Annotated in this window: 15 protein-coding genes and 1 riboswitch; of the genes, 7 read left to right on the forward strand and 8 right to left on the reverse strand. The window is 71.3% G+C overall.

Annotated features, from left to right (window positions below):
- Window positions 1–70: 70 nt before the first annotated feature.
- A riboswitch (cyclic di-AMP (ydaO/yuaA leader) is annotated at window positions 71–242 on the forward strand.
- 8 nt (window positions 243–250) lie between these two features.
- Entirely contained in the window at window positions 251–1393 is a 1143-nt protein-coding gene (locus tag ACWC09_RS08810) for an NlpC/P60 family protein (protein ID WP_450849840.1), read from the forward strand.
- A gap of 571 nt (window positions 1394–1964) precedes the next feature.
- On the opposite strand, the gene ACWC09_RS08815 is transcribed toward ACWC09_RS08810, so the two are convergent.
- Window positions 1965–2318 (reverse strand): hypothetical protein, encoded by a 354-nt coding sequence (locus ACWC09_RS08815; protein WP_450849841.1) that lies wholly within the window; start codon window positions 2316–2318, stop codon window positions 1965–1967.
- 414 nt (window positions 2319–2732) lie between these two features.
- On the opposite strand from ACWC09_RS08815, the gene ACWC09_RS08820 reads away from it, so the two are divergent.
- Entirely contained in the window at window positions 2733–3806 is a 1074-nt protein-coding gene (locus ACWC09_RS08820) for an NlpC/P60 family protein (protein ID WP_450849842.1), read from the forward strand.
- Window positions 3807–3865: 59 nt separating this feature from the next.
- On the opposite strand, the gene ACWC09_RS08825 is transcribed toward ACWC09_RS08820, so the two are convergent.
- Both ACWC09_RS08825 and ACWC09_RS08830 read right to left on the reverse strand, forming a co-directional pair.
- Entirely contained in the window at window positions 3866–4585 is a 720-nt protein-coding gene (locus ACWC09_RS08825; RefSeq protein ID WP_361266736.1) for a response regulator transcription factor, read from the reverse strand.
- A complete protein-coding gene (locus ACWC09_RS08830; RefSeq protein ID WP_450849843.1) occupies window positions 4582–5910 on the reverse strand; it encodes an ATP-binding protein in 1329 nt (442 codons plus the stop codon). Before ACWC09_RS08830 ends, ACWC09_RS08825 begins: the two co-directional genes overlap by 4 nt.
- Before the next feature lie 143 nt (window positions 5911–6053).
- Between ACWC09_RS08830 and ACWC09_RS08835 the strand changes: the two genes are divergently transcribed.
- Together ACWC09_RS08835 and ACWC09_RS08840 are read left to right on the forward strand one after the other, a co-directional pair.
- Complete coding sequence (locus ACWC09_RS08835) at window positions 6054–7694, forward strand: PspC domain-containing protein (RefSeq protein ID WP_450849844.1); 1641 nt, start codon at window positions 6054–6056, stop codon at window positions 7692–7694.
- Window positions 7681–7932 carry a hypothetical protein gene (locus ACWC09_RS08840; RefSeq protein WP_450849845.1) on the forward strand — a complete coding sequence of 84 codons (252 nt, stop codon included), beginning with the start codon at window positions 7681–7683 and terminating at the stop codon, window positions 7930–7932. The genes ACWC09_RS08835 and ACWC09_RS08840 overlap by 14 nt, the downstream gene beginning before the upstream one ends.
- 99 nt (window positions 7933–8031) lie before the next feature.
- Here ACWC09_RS08840 and ACWC09_RS08845 read toward each other — a convergent pair whose 3' ends face one another.
- Entirely contained in the window at window positions 8032–8562 is a 531-nt protein-coding gene (locus ACWC09_RS08845) for a DoxX family protein (RefSeq protein WP_450849846.1), read from the reverse strand.
- A gap of 141 nt (window positions 8563–8703) precedes the next feature.
- A complete protein-coding gene (locus tag ACWC09_RS08850) occupies window positions 8704–9996 on the reverse strand; it encodes a hypothetical protein (protein ID WP_450849847.1) in 1293 nt (430 codons plus the stop codon).
- Window positions 9997–10209: 213 nt separating this feature from the next.
- On the opposite strand from ACWC09_RS08850, the gene ACWC09_RS08855 reads away from it, so the two are divergent.
- The gene (locus ACWC09_RS08855) at window positions 10210–11094 is read left to right on the forward strand and encodes a DUF4429 domain-containing protein (protein ID WP_450849848.1); all 885 of its coding nucleotides are present in this window, start codon (window positions 10210–10212) and stop codon (window positions 11092–11094) included.
- A gap of 6 nt (window positions 11095–11100) precedes the next feature.
- On the opposite strand, the gene ACWC09_RS08860 is transcribed toward ACWC09_RS08855, so the two are convergent.
- Entirely contained in the window at window positions 11101–11895 is a 795-nt protein-coding gene (locus ACWC09_RS08860) for a class II aldolase/adducin family protein (protein WP_450849849.1), read from the reverse strand.
- 140 nt (window positions 11896–12035) lie between these two features.
- Here ACWC09_RS08860 and ACWC09_RS08865 point away from each other — a divergent pair, with 140 nt between their 5' ends.
- On the forward strand, window positions 12036–12509 hold the full coding sequence (locus ACWC09_RS08865) for a pyridoxamine 5'-phosphate oxidase family protein (protein WP_450849850.1): 474 nt from the start codon (window positions 12036–12038) through the stop codon (window positions 12507–12509).
- 17 nt (window positions 12510–12526) lie between these two features.
- On the opposite strand, the gene guaA is transcribed toward ACWC09_RS08865, so the two are convergent.
- Complete coding sequence (gene guaA / locus ACWC09_RS08870) at window positions 12527–14095, reverse strand: glutamine-hydrolyzing GMP synthase (RefSeq protein WP_450849851.1); 1569 nt, start codon at window positions 14093–14095, stop codon at window positions 12527–12529.
- A gap of 341 nt (window positions 14096–14436) precedes the next feature.
- On the opposite strand from guaA, the gene ACWC09_RS08875 reads away from it, so the two are divergent.
- Window positions 14437–14691 (forward strand): chorismate mutase, encoded by a 255-nt coding sequence (locus tag ACWC09_RS08875; RefSeq protein ID WP_450849852.1) that lies wholly within the window; start codon window positions 14437–14439, stop codon window positions 14689–14691.
- A gap of 561 nt (window positions 14692–15252) precedes the next feature.
- Here the strand turns inward: ACWC09_RS08875 and ACWC09_RS08880 are convergent.
- Window positions 15253–16395, reverse strand: coding sequence for a hypothetical protein (locus tag ACWC09_RS08880; RefSeq protein ID WP_450849853.1), 1143 nt, complete (start codon window positions 16393–16395; stop codon window positions 15253–15255).
- Between the last annotated feature and the right edge of the window lie 98 nt (window positions 16396–16493).

Below are 16493 nucleotides of genomic sequence, written 5' to 3' on the forward strand. Positions count from 1 at the left end.
CACGGGCCGCACGAGTTGGCTACCGTTCCGAGCAGGCCGTACGACCCCCACCGGCGAACCTCGCCGGGCCGTGCGGCCTCCGCCGAGTCCGGGGCGCCGCCGCGCAGCCGGAGCCGGGGACCCACACCGACCTTGGGGTGAATCGGCCCACCTCCCCTTCGGGGCACGGGCCGTAGGGCAACCCTTCCGAACCACCCGCCCGAACCCGACAGCTAACTCGGTAGGCGGAACATGGAAGGAGTCGCCTCCTTTGGCGTCGCACCGCAAGTCGCGCCCCGCGGGTACGCGCGTAGCAGGCATACGCACCCCCGCTCTCGCCACGGCCGCCCTCACCTCCGTGGCTCTGCTGTCCCAGACGGCCAACGCCACCCCCTCGACGGACGGCAACCCGAGCCTCGAGGAAGTCGAGAAGAAGGTCGACGACCTCTACCGACAGGCCGAGTCGGCCACCGAGAACTACAACGCGGCGAAGGAAAAGACCACCAAGCAGCGCAAGCGCGTCGACACCCTCCTCGACGACGTCGCCAAGCGCGCCCAGAAGCTCAACGAACAGCGGGAGCGGCTGGGTTCCTTCGCCGCCGCCCAGTATCGGACCGGTGCCGCGGAGCCGGACACGGCGACCTTCCTGCTCGCCGACTCCCCGCAGGACTACTTCGACCAGACGCAGCTGATGGGGCGGCTGACCTCCCGTCAGAAGAGCGCGGTCGACGACTACTTCGCCGAGCAGTCCGCGACGATGAAGAAGCGCGAGGAGGCGTCCAAGAGCCTCGAGACGCTCACCAAGTCGCAGAGCGACCTGCAGACCGCCAAGGCCACGGTGCAGAAGAAGCTCACCGACGCGCGCGAGTTGCTGTCGAAGCTGGACGCCGAGGAGAAGGCGCGGCTCGCGGAGATCGAGAAGCAGAAGCAGGAGGAGGCCAACCGCAAGGCCGCGGAGCTGGCGAAACAGCAGGCGGCGGAGCAGAAGGCCCAGGAGGCCGCGTCCCAGGAGAGCGGCTCCTCGTCCGGCACCGGCACCTCGGACTCCACCTACTCCACCAAGGCCGCCAAGGCCCTCGCCTTCGCCCGCGCGCAGATCGGCAAGCCGTACGTCTGGGGCGCCACCGGCCCCGGCTCCTACGACTGCTCAGGCCTCACCCAGGCCGCCTGGAAGGCCGCCGGCGTCACCCTCCCGCGCACCACCTACGACCAGGTGAACGCCGGCACGACCGTCTCCCTCGCCGACGCCCAGCCCGGCGACCTGATCTTCTTCTACGACGACATCAGCCACGTCGGCATCTACATCGGCAACGGCATGATGATCCACGCCCCCAAGCCGGGCGCGTACGTCCGCGAGGAGTCGATCTACTACGGCGGCGAGTCGATCATCCACAGCGTGGTGCGACCGGCCTGAGCCGCCGTCCTGCCCGTCGGGCAACGCCGCCCGACGGGGCCGTGGGGCACGCGCGCGTGGAAGGTGCAGGCGGGCATGAGTGTGTACCCGCCGCCTGTCTCCGGTGCACGCGCGCGGGGCGGAGCGGTTCGTGAGAGGCACGCACGCGTGGTGTCTGCCTCCGACAGCTCTGCGGCAGGGGCGCACTCTGTGCTCTGGCCGCGCTCGGTGGTGGATGGGCGCGGGCGCGTGTCCTGATGCGGTGGCGCGCGAAGCCGACCTCGCGCGGGGCGCGTGACAGCTGCCGCGCGCCCCACTCACGTGCCCTGCGCCCGCGCGAATTTCCTCGCGCCCGCGTGTATGCCCCGCCGCCACCCCGTCCCGCGCTTCTTGGCAACGGCGCATGTCCGGCCTCCCCCACTCGCCCGGACTCCCCCGCCCCGCGCCCTCCCCTCCTGGTGGGCGCAGTTGTCCGTCGCCGCCGCCCTCGACATCCCGTGGTGCGAGGGGCCCGGTCAGGCGCTGCTGTGGATCACGGTGGCGGCGTGGCCGGCCGTCGCCGCGGGGGCCGTGGCGGCGGCCCGGGCGGACATCAGGTCCACAGCACCGCGATGAAGATGTTCGCGGTGGTGAGCGCGCCGACCAGCCCGAACATGCTCTTGTCCACGGTCTCCTCGTCCCGCTTCACATAGACCAGTCCGAGGATCACGACCAGCAGAGCCAGCTTCACGCCGATCTTGATGTTGTTGACGTGATGGTCGTCGGCCTGGTTGAGGCCGACCAGGATCGCGCCGGTGACCAGCATGGTCAGCGCCCCGTGCAGCATCCCGGGGACGAAACGGGCCGTGCCCTGGCCCATCGCCTTCATCTGGGTGAGGAAGCCGCCGAGGAGCGCGGCGATGCCGACGATGTGCAGGCCGACGAAGAGATGGATGAGTACGTCCATGAGGCCGGAGCTTAGACAGGGGCGCCCGGGGCGTCCGACACCGGCCCACTCCTTACGCGTGGATCTTGCATATATGCGGCCCATAGCAGTCCATCACCCACACGCGCCCCCGAAACCGTCACTTCGGTCAGCGCACTACGCGAACCCGACGGCCCGGCGCCTGGATCACGGTCGTTTACGGTCACCCGGCGGTCTGCTCGCGGCACTTCCGTACATGGCGTCACCGAGCCGACACAGACAGGTTTAGCGTCCTCCACCAGGTGACCGGCTCCCCACCGCCGCCCGGGCCAGGGGCGGCAGCCGATCACCACCGCCGAGAAGGTCCGGCGGTGGCCCGCTCCCCCTGTGTGGGCCGCCGCCGGACGCGTAAGCCGCCTCGGACGGGGCGGTCGTACGAAAGGACGTGCAGTCCACGTGGCAGCGCACCGCAAGCCCGGTCGGCGAACAGCACTCGGCGGCAGCACCGCCCGTACCGCCTTCACGATCGCCCTGGCGGGCGCCGCGACCGCGACGGCCTTCGACGGGACCGGACAGGCCGAGCCGAATCTCACCCCGGCGCAGGTCAAGGCGCAGGTGGACAAGCTGTACCAGGAGGCGGAGGTCGCCACCGAGAAGTACGACGGTGCGAAGGAGAAGGCCGCCGCCGCCGAGCGACGGCTGTCGACGCTGCGGGACGAGGCGGCGCGCAAGACGGACAGGCTCAACTCGGCGCGGGACGCGCTGGGTTCGACGGCCGCCGCACAGTACCGCGGCGGCGGCGTCGACCCTGCGCTGCAGCTCGTCCTCTCCAGCAACCCCGACCAGTACCTGGACAGCGCCGAGTTCGTCGACCGCATCGGCACCCGGCAGGCCGCGGCGGTCGCCGACGTACGCCAACAGCTGCGCGGCATCGAGCAGTTGCGCGGCGCCGCACGCATCGAGCTGGCCTCGCTGCAGGCGCGGCAGGCGGAGCTGCAGCGGGAGAAGAAGACGATCACCGGAAAGCTGGACGCGGCACGGCAGTTGCTCTCCCGGCTGTCGCCCGAGGAGCGCGCGCGGCTCGGCGTGGACGAGGGCGACACGGGCCGCGCCTCACGCTCCGGCTCGGACGGGCGGGTCGGCCTGGAGGCCCCCGGCTCGGCCACGGACACGGCACCCGACACCCGTGCCGCCGCGGCCGTCTCGTACGCCTACTCCAAGCTCGGCAGCCCCTATGTGTGGGGCGCCACCGGCCCGAGCGCCTTCGACTGCTCCGGCCTCGTGCAGGCCGCCTACCGCTCCGTCGGCGTCTCCCTGCCCCGCACCACGTACGCGCAGATCGACGCCGGCCGCCGGGTCTCCCGATCCGAACTGCTCCCGGGCGACCTGGTGTTCTTCTACTCCGGCATCAGCCACGTCGGCATCTACATCGGCAACGGCCAGATGATCCACGCCCCGAACCCGTCGGCCCCGGTGCGGGTCGCACCGATCGACGAGATGCCCTTCGCCGGGGCGACACGGGTGGTGTGAACCACCCCTGGGACGGCTCCCCCCTGGTACGGCTCACCCCTGATACGGCTCTGGCGCGGTCACACCAGTCGTCGCGCCGTCGCCCACCGGGTCAGCTCGTGGCGGTTCGACAGCTGCAACTTCCGCAGCACCGCCGAGACATGGGACTCGACCGTCTTCACGGAGATGAACAGCTGCTTGGCGATCTCCTTGTACGCGTACCCCCGGGCGATCAGCCGCAGCACCTCGCGCTCGCGCTGGGTGAGCCGGTCCAGGTCCTCGTCGACCGGCGGGGCGTCGGTGGAGGCGAAGGCGTCCAGGACGAAGCCGGCCAGGCGCGGGGAGAAGACGGCGTCGCCCTCCTGGACACGGAAGACGGAGTTCACCAGGTCCGTGCCGGTGATCGTCTTGGTGACATAGCCGCGGGCGCCGCCGCGGATCACGCCGATCACGTCCTCCGCCGCGTCCGACACGGACAGGGCGAGGAAGCGGACCGGCTGCTCGGCGTCGGCCATCAACGCGGCGCAGCGGCGCAGGACTTCGACCCCGCCGCCACCCGGCAGGTGCACGTCGAGAAGAACCACTTCGGGTCGGGTCGCGGTGATGACCGTGACCGCCTGGTCGACGTCCGCGGCCTCGCCGACGACCTCGACACCGGTCTCGTCGGTCCGGCCGATCTCGGCCTGTACTCCCGTACGGAACATGCGGTGGTCGTCGACGAGGACCACGCGCACATGCCGCTCGCCGGCACTCCCGCCGGTCGACTCCACGGGCTCGTTCGCCTCGGTCGGGTCGCTCATGACGTCTTCTCCGCCCTCTCCATCTCCAGCTCGACCTCCGTGCCGCCGTCCGGCACCGCGCGCAGCCGCGCCGTGCCGCCGTGGCGCTCCATGCGGCCGATGATCGATTCTCTGACGCCCATGCGGTCGGCGGGTATCGAGTCGAGGTCGAAGCCGGGACCGCGGTCCCGCACCGACACGAAGACCGTCCTCCCCTCCACTTCGGCGTAGACCTGCACCGCGCCGCCCTCGCCACCGTACTTGGCCGCGTTGACCATCGCCTCGCGCGCGGCCTGCATCTGTGCGCCGATCTTCTCGTCGAGCGGGCAGTCGCCGACTATGACGACCTCTATGGGGACGCCGTGCTTGTCCTCCACCTCCGCGGCGCTCCGCCGCACCGCGTCGGCGAGGTCGGTGGGTTCGTCGGCCTCGTCCTTGCCGGTGCCCTCGGGTTTGTAGAGCCAGGTGCGCAGGTCGCGCTCCTGGGCGCGGGCGAGGCGGCGGACCTCGTTCGCGTTCTCCGCGTTGCGCTGGATCAGGGTCAGGGTGTGCAGCACGGAGTCGTGGACATGGGCGGCGACCTCGGCGCGCTCCTGGGCGCGGATGCGCATCAGGCGCTCCTCGGAGAGGTCCTGGGTCATACGGACGAGGTACGGCCCCGCGAGGAGCGTTATCCCGACGAGGACGGCGAGGGCCGCCTGCAGGACGGAGCCGAGGTGGGCGGCGGAGCCCTGCAGGACGAAGACGCCGGAGACACCGGCGGTGACGAGCAGGACACCGCCGGCGGCGCGCAGCAGGGTGAGGGTGCGCCGGCGGCTGCCGACCTCGACCCAGCGGGCCCGGCGGGCGTTGTCCGCCTGGCGCCAGACAAGGGCGACGCCCGCGCCGACGAGGACGACGGGCCAGAGGTAGGCCTTGGCACCGCCGCTCAGATTCACGTTGCCCACGAAGACCATGGCCAGCACGACCATGAGCAGCAGGGCGACGATCTGGCCCCGGTCCGGCCTGCGGGTCACCAGCCTGCGGCGGCCGTCCGGCGAGGTCTCGGTGCTGACGAAAGCCGGCGGCTTCTGTCCCCCTACACCACCGACGCCGAGCGGCACGAAGAACCAGAACGCGGCATACAGCAGCGCGCCCAGGCCGTCCGCCATGAACAGGCCGACGAAGACCAGCCGGACCCAGATGACGGGCAACCCGAGATGCCCGGCGAGCCCCCGCGCCACACCACCCAGCCAGCGACCGTCGCTGCTGCGGTAGAGCTTGCGCGGCGGCCGCGGTTCGACGAGGGGCGCTGCGGCGGCTTCCGGCATGCCACCGATACTCACACGGTCGGCGGGCACGGGCATCAGGGTCGACCCCCGAGACTCCCCTGATCTTCGACCGCCGGGCCCGTCGAACGCTTCCCCGGCCCCGGCTCAGGGGCGATATCAGGGTCCGGCCAGGGTCATGCCGACTCCCGCCGGGGCGGCCCGGCCGTCACCATGGACACATGACAGATCACGAGCGCGCCGCGACGGGTCCGGGACCCGGCTCCGGCCCACGCCCCGCCCAGGGCGCCGGGCCGCAGGACGCCGCGCCCGCCGCGGATGCCGCCGGGGCGGGAGCCGACGCGGGCTCCGGTGCGGCGGCAGGCGCCGGCGCCCAGGCCGACGCGGGCTCCCGCACACACGCGAGCGCGGGCGCGCACGGGCAGGCGGGCGCGCGGGGAGAAAGGGGTGAGGGGGCCGCCGCGGGCAGGCAGGGAGACAGCAGCGCGGAAGCCGGCAATGGCATGCGGGACGGAGGCCGCGCGGGCACCGCGACCGGCGTGCGGGAAGCACCCTCGGTCGGAGAGGCCGACGTCGACGAGGCCGCCGCGCCCCGCAAGTTCCGGCGGGACCGGCGGTACAAGATGCTCGCCGGGGTCTGCTCCGGGCTCGGGCGGCAGTGCGACATGGACCCGGTGATCTTCCGGATCACCCTGGTCGTGCTCTCCGCGACCGGCGGTATCGGTCTGATCTTCTACGGCTTCGTCTGGCTCCTGGTCCCCTTCGAGGACGACGAGGAGAACGAGGTCCGCAAGCTGCTGACGGGCCGTGTCGACGGCCAGGCGCTGACCGCGGTGCTGTTCGCGCTGGTCGGCTGCGGGGTGTTCCTGACGATGTTGAAGAACGGCAGCGTGCTGGCCTTCGCCGTCGTCCTCTCCCTCCTCCTCGCGGGCGCCGGGTACTGGTCGCGCCAGCGCGGCGCCCCCGACCCCGACCCGCTGGCCGCCCAGGCGGTCGCCGACGCCCCGCCGGAGGCCCAGGCACCGCCGGTCCCCGCCTCCTACCCCTCCTGGTGGCGCGACCCGATAGTCAAGGACGGCACCCACGTCGGCGGCACCGGCTATCTGTGGGGCCCCCAGGACTCCCGCGACCGGGACATCGCCGCTGCGGTCAACATCAGCCTGGGCAACTCCTGGATCAACCGCGTGGACGTCCGCGCCCAGCAGCACCGCCCGGCCCCGAGGCCGCGCGGCCCCCGCTGGATCGGCGGCTGGATCTTCCTGCTCGCCCTGCTGGCGGGCGGCGTCGGCACCGCCGCGACGTGGGGCGACCACACGCTCGGAACCAGCCTGCAGACCGGTCTGGCGGGTGCGCTGATCGTCTTCGGACTGGGTATCGCGGTCAGCTCGTTCCTGGGGCGTACGGGGGCGGGATCGATCTTCCTGGCCGTCGTCACGGCGGCGCTGCTCGCCTCGTCGGCCGCCCTGCCGAAGGACATCAGCACGCACTGGATACGCACGACCTGGCAGCCGGCCGCGATGGCGGACGTACAGGAGAAGTACGACCTCGGCAGCGGCGTCGGCACCCTGGACCTGAGTCTGCTGGACCTGAAGAAGGGGCAGACGGTGAGCGCGGGAGCCGAGGTCGGGGCGGGCCGGCTGAGGGTGATCGTGCCGAAGGACGTGACCGTGAGGCTGAGCATCGACGTGGGGGTGGGCGACATCCAGTTGCCGGGCGACAAGCAGAAGGACGTGGACGTGGAGCCGGGCAAGCACAAGGACGTGACCCTGACGCCGGTCGGCGGCGGCAAGAACACCGGCACGCTCGACCTCGACCTCCGGGTCGGCCTCGGGCAGGCGGAGGTGGACCGTGCTGCGTCATGAGTTCCAGCCCGGAAGGCTGGTAGCCGGGGGCTTCCTCGCCCTCGCGGGTGTCATCTACGTCGGGGACGCGGGCGGGGCGTGGGAGACGCCGTGGTTCGCGGTGATACCGGTCGTCCTCGTCGGGCTCTGCCTGGCCGGTGCGGTGGGGTTGGTGAGCCGGGGCATACGCCGGCGCCGGTCGGTGACGGCGCGGAAGGAGACGGCGACGGCGGAAGGCCGGTCGGACGCGTCGGGATGACGCCTCACGTACCGGCCCGATGACCTCGTGTCTGATGGATGGTGGCGGCTCTCCGGGGCACCCCGGCATCCGCCACCGGTAGCCCCCGCCGACCAGGAGCTACCGGTAACCTCCCGCCCGCCGGTTGCGCCGCGCGCGGAGGGCGGCGTCCAGGGAGAACATGGGGGCGCCCGCGAGGACGAGGGGGAGCCAGGCCATCAGGTAGGCGAGGTCGTTGCCGTAGTAGTACGGGCTGTTGGCCCAACTGACCGTCATCCAGAGGCTGAAGGAGATCAGCGCGCCGCCGAGCGCGGCGAGGCGGGCGAGCAGGCCGATCAGGGTGCCGATGCCGACGGCCAGTTCACCGAAGGCGATGGCGTAGCCGAAGCCGACGGGGTTCTTCAGGGCCAGGTCGACCAGGGCCGGGATGGCCGAGGAGTTGCGGACGGCGTGCATCGTCTCGCCGATCGAGCCCGCGCCGGAGGACTTCATGAAGGTGCTGCTCGTGATCTTGTCCAGGCCGGCGTAGATGAAGGTGACGCCGAGGAAGACGCGGAGCGGAAGGAGGGCGTAGCGGGCGAGGTTGTCGCGCCAGCCACGGTCGTTGTCGAGGTGGGGGGTGTACGTGTCCGTGCGCATGCCGTGAGTCATCACTGTCGCCTCTCGCCCGCCGTGCCGGGACCCCTTGACAGACCATACGTACGAGAGGGAGGGACCGCTCAATGTGTTCGTGCCGTTTTCCGTCCAGGACGGACCGAGTCGGCCGAACCCTCCGGAGTGAACCTCTCCCCACTAATCCATCACATCAATCGCATAGCGGTTCGTCTCAACCCCCGCCGCTGTCACCACCTGCACCTCCACCCGCCCCGGCTCCACATCCGCCGGTACCGGCACGGTCAGCACCGCGTCGGTCGGATTACTGAAGCCGCCCGTCACCGGAACGAGGGGAACGTGGACGTTCACCGCACCGATCCGCACGACCATCCGGGAGAGCCGGTCGGCGCCCTGTGCCCCCGATGGGACGAAGCCCGCGCCGCGGATCTCGATGTCGTCGCCGGTGCGGATGGGTCCGTCGAGGTCGCCTGCCTCTCGGGCGCGGACCACCGAGAGGATGACCGGGCGGCCGCCCTCGGCGTACTTGCCGGCCAGGTAGGTCGCCGCCGAGACCAGGACCACCACCGCGAGCCCCCAGGGCAGGTCGGGGAGTTGGTCCGGGCGGCGGGCCAGGCGTACCGCCGAGAAGAGAAGGGCGACGGCGCTGATCGCGACGTACTGGATGTCGGCGAAGGTGCCCCGGCCCGAGTCGTCGGTCAGCAGGTCGGCCGCCCTGGGCCGGTCCGCCCGTACCTTCTGCAGCCGTTGGCCGAGGACCCGCAGTCCGACCACGCGCCGGACCAGCACGGCGATGCCGCACACCACGGCGAGGACGGTCACCACGCCCGCGCCCCGGGCGAGTTCGAGGCCGGAGATCAGGGCGTCGCGCTCGGCGTGGTCGGAGGCGGCGGCCAGACGGCCGACCAGGACGAGGGCCGCGTAGGCGACGAAGAGGACCCAGGCCGCGGCGACCGTGCGCGAGGTGGAGAGGCGGTTGTCGTCGCCGATCACCGGGGCGAGCGCGCCACCGCGGGCCCGGTGGAACCAGGAGGCGGCCGTCAGCGCGCCGCCCACCAGCAGGGCGGCCAGGAGTCCGGCGGTGCGCGCGGAGGTCCAGCCCGCGCCGATCGCCGTCAGGGACTGCGCCAGGAGCAGCACGACGACCAGTGCCCCCACGGCGATCGCCGTACGGCGCCACAGGCGGGCCAGCCAGGCCTCGCCCTCGGCGCGGCCGCGCTCGGCGACGAGTTCCGCCGACTGGGTGAGTTCCTCCGAGACCCACTGGCGGGACGCCTGGGCCGAGTGGGCCACCGCCGCCGGTACGCCCTCTCCGGCCGCGAACCCGTCGCGCAGGAGCAGGAACTCGGCGACCGCCCGCCGATGTCCCTCGCGCGCCCCGTGCGGGCAGTCCCCGCAGGTGCAGCCACCCGCGTGCGCCCCACCACCGGGCGCACCTGTCTCCGCGCCCCCTCTCGCCTCCTGCACCGCCACGCCCGACGCCTGCCTTCCCCACGACCCATCGACTACCGACGGTCGACTGTCGACCACCGACCGGCGCCCCTGCCCAGCAGTCGTCCGCCGCCCCGCGACTCCCGCGTGATGACAGCGAATTGTGCCCTACGCCACCGCACTCCCGTCCGCCAGGTCTGGTCAGCGCGGGTGAGGAGGGGGCCGCCGTGTTGACCCGGCTGCGAGAATTTCCCTATGGCCGAGATCATCCAGCGGGACGGGACCTGGGCCTTCGACGGCACCACGGTCAGGATCACGCCGGGCCTGCACCGCTCCGTGCCGCTGTTCCGGCAGACGTACGGGGAGGTCGCCGTCCCCCTCGAAGCGATCGCCGGTGTGGTCTTCGAGCCCGAGCGGAAGCGGGGGCGGCTGCGGATGCGGCTGCGTGAGGGTGCCGATCCGCTGCTGCAGGCGACCGGCGGGAGACTGCCCGATCCGGCGGATCCGTACCGGCTGGTGGTGGACGTGGACCGGGCGGGGGTCGCCGAGTACGTCGCCGAGGAGATCCGGCGGGCCCTGCTGCTGGACCAGGTCCCCAAGGAGCCGACGAAGGCGTATCTGCTGCCGGGGCCGCCGGTGCCGGTCTCGGTCCGGTCCTCCGACGGCACCGTCTCCTTCGACGGCACCCAGGTGCGGATCGACTGGGCGGACACCTCGGACCGGGTCAAGCGGGCGACCGGGCCGCGGATCATCGCCGTAGGGGATCTGATGCAGGTGGAGTGGCTGCCCAACTCCGGTTACGAGGACGGGTTCCTGCGGTTCGTGACGCGGGAGGGGGTGTTCTCCAAACTGCCGCCGGAGAAGGACCCGTACGCCCTGGATCTGTGGGGCAGTTCCCGGCGCGATCTGCTCACCGCGCTGGTCGCCACCGCGGTCACCGCACGTCTGCCGCACCCGTCCACCCGCGACGGCGAGAAGTACGCGGACCGGCGCGCGCCCACCGGTGCGGTGCCGCCGTCGGCCGACCATCACGACGTACTCCTGCGCAGGCTGCGGGAGTTGGGCGACCTGCATCGGGACGGGGTGCTGACGGACGAGGAGTTCGCGATGACGAAGGCGGCCGTGCTGAGGGGGTTCTGAAAACCGTCAGCTCAGCAGATCCGGTTCGCTGCGGCTGATGTCCTGCCACATGGGCTGGTAGTTGATCCACGCCACCAGGTCGCCGCCGAGCTGTTCGCGGGTCGCCACCGCGAGCTTGTGGTCGATCAGGAGGGGGCGGCCGGCCGCCTTGGCGGTCAGCTGGACCTGGGCGGAGCGTTCCATGGACAGGAACCACCAGGCCGCCGCGTCCACCGAGTCGCCGACGGTCAGCAGGCCGTGGTTGCGCAGGACGAGCGCCTTGCGGGTGCCGAGCGCGGTGGCGATACGGCGGCCCTCATCGGCGTCGACCGCGACGCCGGTGTAGGCGTCGTAGAGGGCGTGGTCCTCGTAGAAGGCGCAGCTCTCCTGGGTGAGGGGGTCCAGGAGGTCGCCCAGCGCGGACAGCGCGCGGCCGTGCACCGAGTGGCAGTGGGCGACGGCGACGACGTCCGGGCGGGCGGCGTGGACCTGGACGTGGACGGTGAAGGCGGCCTGGTTGACGTGGTAGCGGCCCTCGATGACCTGGCCGTCGGAGTTGGCGAGCACCAGGTCGCTCACGGTGACGTGCTTGAAGGGCATCCCGAAGGGGTTCACCCAGAAGCAGTCGGAGTACTCGGGATCGCGTGCCGTGATGTGCCCCGAGACCCCGTCCTCGAAGCCCAGCCGTCCGAAGATCCGCAACGCGCCCGCGAGCCGCTCCTTGCGATGCCGGCGCTCCTCGTCGACCGAGTCGTGCATCGGCGGCATGGCGAACTGCAGCCGGTCGGTGGGCAGGGGCATCGGCGGAGTCGGCCCGTGCATGTGTTCCTCCAGCACTGGGTTTGCTGTACGAGGCGGAAGTTACCGTCGGTCAGCACAAGAGAACAGAGGTGTTTTGTAAAGATGACGCACGTAGTCGATACACGACAGAAGATGTCCGGTATCGGCACGAGACTCGACGTATGGCATGGAACTGGGCGGCCTTCGGCGCCGCCGAACCCGAACTGGCGAAGACGGTCGAGGAGCGCTTCGGCGCCTTCACCCATCATGTGCTGGCCACCCTCCGCAAGGACGGCTCCCCGCGCACCACGGGCCTGGAGGTCCGTTTCCTGAACGGCGAGCTGTGGCTGGGCATGATGCCGGACTCGCTCAAGGCCCTCGACCTGCGGCGCGACCCGCGGTTCGCGTTGCAGGCGAACCCCGGGGAGGGACAGAGCATGGGCGGCGGGGATGTGCGGATCGCCGGGCGGGCGGTCGAGGTCGAGGACGCCGGGATGAAGGGCGCGTACGGGGAAGAGGTGGAACCGCCGGAGCCGTTCCACCTCTTCCGCACCGAGCTGACGGAGGTCGTGCGGATCCACGTCGAGGACGAGACGTACCTGGTCGCCCAGGTCTGGAAGCCCGGAGAGCCGGTGCGGACCCTCAAACGGACCTGACCATCAGGAGGGGATGCCTACTCCCACTCGATCGTGCCCGGGGGCTTCGAGGTGACGTCCAGGACGACGCGGTTGACGTCCCGCACCTCGTTGGTGATCCGGGTGGAGATCTTCGCAAGCACCTCGTACGGGAGACGGGACCAGTCGGCCGTCATCGCGTCCTCGCTCGACACCGGGCGCAGGACGATCGGGTGGCCGTAGGTGCGGCCGTCGCCCTGGACGCCGACGGAGCGGACGTCCGCGAGCAGGACCACCGGGCACTGCCAGATGTCCCGGTCGAGGCCGGCCGCGGTCAGCTCCTCGCGGGCGATGGCGTCGGCCTCGCGGAGCAGGTCGAGACGGTCCTTGGTGACCTCGCCGACGATCCGGATGCCGAGACCCGGGCCCGGGAAGGGCTGGCGCTGGACGATCTCGTCCGGCAGGCCGAGCTCCTGGCCGACCATCCGGACCTCGTCCTTGAACAGCTTGCGGAGGGGCTCGATCAGCTGGAACTCGAGGTCCTCGGGGAGGCCGCCGACGTTGTGGTGGGACTTGATGTTGGCGGTGCCGGTGCCGCCACCGGACTCGACCACGTCCGGATAGAGCGTGCCCTGTACGAGGAACTCCACCGCCGGACCCTCGTCCGCGATGATCTCCGCCTGCGCCTGCTCGAAGACCCGGATGAACTCGCGGCCGATGATCTTCCGCTTCTGCTCCGGGTCGGAGACACCGGCAAGGGCGTCGAGGAAGCGGGCCTCCGCGTCCACGACCTTCAACTGCACGCCGGTCGCGGCCACGAAGTCCTTCTCGACCTGCTCGGTCTCGCCCTTGCGCATCAGGCCGTGGTCGACGTACACGCAGGTCAGCTGGGAGCCGATGGCCTTCTGGACCAGGGCCGCCGCCACCGCGGAGTCGACGCCGCCGGACAGGCCGCAGATGGCGCGCCTGTCGCCGACCTGCTCGCGGATCGCCGCGACCTGCTCCTCGATCACGTTCCCGGTGGTCCAGGAGGGGGTCAGGCCCGCGCCCCGGTACAGGAAGTGCTCCAGGACCTGCTGGCCGTGCGTCGAGTGCATGACCTCCGGGTGGTACTGGACGCCGTAGAGCTTCTTCTCGTCGTTCTCGAAGGCGGCGACCGGGACGACGTCCGTGGAGGCCGTGACGGAGAAGCCCTCGGGGGCGGCGGAGCAGGCGTCGCCGTGGGACATCCACACGTGCTGCTCGGCAGGGGTGCCCTCGAAGAGGGTGGAGGACGACTTCGACACGTGCAGATCCGTACGGCCGTACTCGCGGGCGCCGGTGTTGTCGACCGTGCCGCCGAGGGACTGGGCCATCAGCTGGAAGCCGTAGCACATGCCGAAGACGGGGACGCCGGCGTCGAAGAGCGCGCGGTCGATACGGGGGGCGCCCTCCTCGTACACGGACGAGGGGCCGCCGGAGAGGATGATCGCCGCCGGGTTCTTGGCGAGCATCTCCGTGACCGGCATGGTGCTCGGCACGATCTCGCTGTAGACCCGGGCCTCACGGACGCGACGGGCGATGAGCTGGGCGTACTGCGCGCCGAAGTCGACGACCAGGACGGTGTCGGGGGCGGAGGCTTGTGACACGGGGGCCTTCCGGCGGTTGGGCGGGGGTCAGTGGTGCCGATTCTACCGGGGTGGCCGCGGGGCCGGTCCCGCCTGCTGGCGGCTGCCGCCCCCGGACCCCCGCTCCGGCCCTGAGCGGGCCTCGTCCTCGAACGCCGGACGGGCTGGTTTATAGTGTCCGCATGCTTGAGAAGGCGACCTTCCTCTTTACCTATGGCAACCGGCCCACCGGCTGCCATGGTCGTGCTGCTTGAGCAACTGACAAGCGACTTCCCAGGCGCCCCGGGCCGACAAGGTCCGGGGCGCCTGGTGTTTCTCCGGATCCTGTCGCTTCGGGGCGCCGCCTCACCGAGGAGCCCGACATGACCACTACACCGGAAGCGACCATCGCGGACGCCCGCGAACGCATCGACGCGCTCGACGACCGGATCATCGGTCTCATCCAGGAACGGATGGCCGTCTCCGCCGTCGTGCAGCAGACCCGTATCGCCTCCGGCGGCAGGCGTGTGCACCTCTCCCGCGAGATGGAGATCCTCGACCGCTACCGGGAGGCCCTGGGCAAGCCGGGTACGTCCCTCGCGATGACGCTGCTCGAACTGTCCCGCGGTCGCATCTGAGTTCGGCCCCCTTCTCACCCGTACGGCGCGTGACCGCCCCGCGAACCGTCTCGTTGGTGGGGTGTCCGTGCCAGCCAGGGGCGGGCCCGAAAGAACCACGCGTGGCTTGCTGGAGCGATGAGGCGTACGGGTCGTGCCGTGCGTCGTGGGACCTCGTTCCAGGGTTGTGACCGGACGGCAGGGGACAGCAGCCCGGTCACCCAAGTAAACGGTCGGCTCCGGGGACGCTCGGGGCCGACCGGCGGAAAATGCAAAAATGCACAACCCTGGGTCAAACGGTTGCGGAGGCCGCGCCCATCCAGCACGATGCGTAGAAAGCCCCCAAGTCCCGTCGCAGACAACTGCATTGTCGGCCTTCCGTAGTGCCAGAGGTCCAGACCATCCGCGCGCCCCCAGTGCGCCGGGGCGGCGACCCACGGCACACAGAGAGCACACGAGACCAGCGGCGCAACCCCCCGGCGCCGCTACCAGGCACCGGCGCTGCCCTGACGTCGGTGCTGACGGAGAAGGGCCCCGCGGCCAAGTCCCGCGGGGCCCTTCGCATGCCTGCAGACCGACGGGTCAGACTCGGGACACCGTCCCGCAGCCCTTCGTACGGTCGTCGTCGATGCCCTTGCTGCGGTCGTACGGGTCCGTCGTCGGGCCGGTCGGGGGCGCGCTGGTCGGGGCGTCGGCGTTGAACTGCGGGTGCAGATAACCGTCGTAGACGTCGCAGGCGGTGTTGCCGACCTCCTGGTCGTAGCGGACGACGGCGATCTTGCCCCGGGTGACGGTGTACTTGGCCGGGTCGGACATCTCGATGTCGAGGACGCGGCGCACGATGGTGCGGGTGACCTCCTTCGAGTCGCCGGTCCTGACCACCGGGTAGACGAAGGTGTAGTCGGCGTGGATGGCGACGGAGGCCTGCTCGCCGGCCTTGAAGGTCATACGGCCACGGGTCTTGACCACGTCACCGACCAGCTCGACCTCGGAGGGGTCGAAGCGGCTGAACATCGCCAGCGGGTCGTGCTTCTTGTCCGGCTTCCTCAACGACGTGTTCAGCCGGGCCAGCAGGTCCTTCTGCTGAGGCTCGATCACCCCCAGGGCGGTGGCGGGGCGTTCGCCGCGCAGGGTGGCCGCGTTGAGGTTCGCGTCGGTCAGGAGCGTACGGGTCAGCTGCAGGGCCTGCTCGACCTGCGCCTTGGTGAGGCTGCCGACAGGGGTCGCCTTCGGCAGGACGATGCCCGCCTCGCCGTCGGCCCACTGCGCGGCCGGGGAGCCCGCGAACGGGTGGGCCCGCGTGGGGGTTCGGGGGTCCGCGGAAGAGGGCGGGGCCGTGGGGGCGGCGGTCTCGACGGGGAGGGGGGAGGCCGCGGCCGGGTCGGACGTGCCGGTGCCGAAGGGGTCGCCCGGAAGCAGCGACGGCTTCATGGCCACGACGGCCACCGCGCCGGCGACGAGTACACCGAGCACCGCCCACACCTTGCGGCGCCGGCCCGCACGCCCGTTCGTCTCCTGCCAGGCGGGGCCGGTGCGCCAGCCCTCCGGCTCCTTGCCCTTCGCGTCCTGCTGCCGCAGCCGCTCGGTGACCATCCGGGCGCGCGCGGAAGGCTCCTTGGGCGGCGCGGAGCCGTGGTCCTCGAGGAACTTCTTCCATACGTCGTCGGGTATGGACGGTTCCTCGCCGGAACCGGGTCTCGGCTCTTCGGACGGTTTGTCGGCCACGGCGCCGGCACCTTTCTGCGTCACTCGAATTTCTGCGTCACTCGAACTGTGGGACGTCTGTCGAGCAGCAGAGCGTACGTGATGCAGGGCACATAAAA

The organism is Streptomyces sp. NPDC001617 (assembly GCF_053596855.1).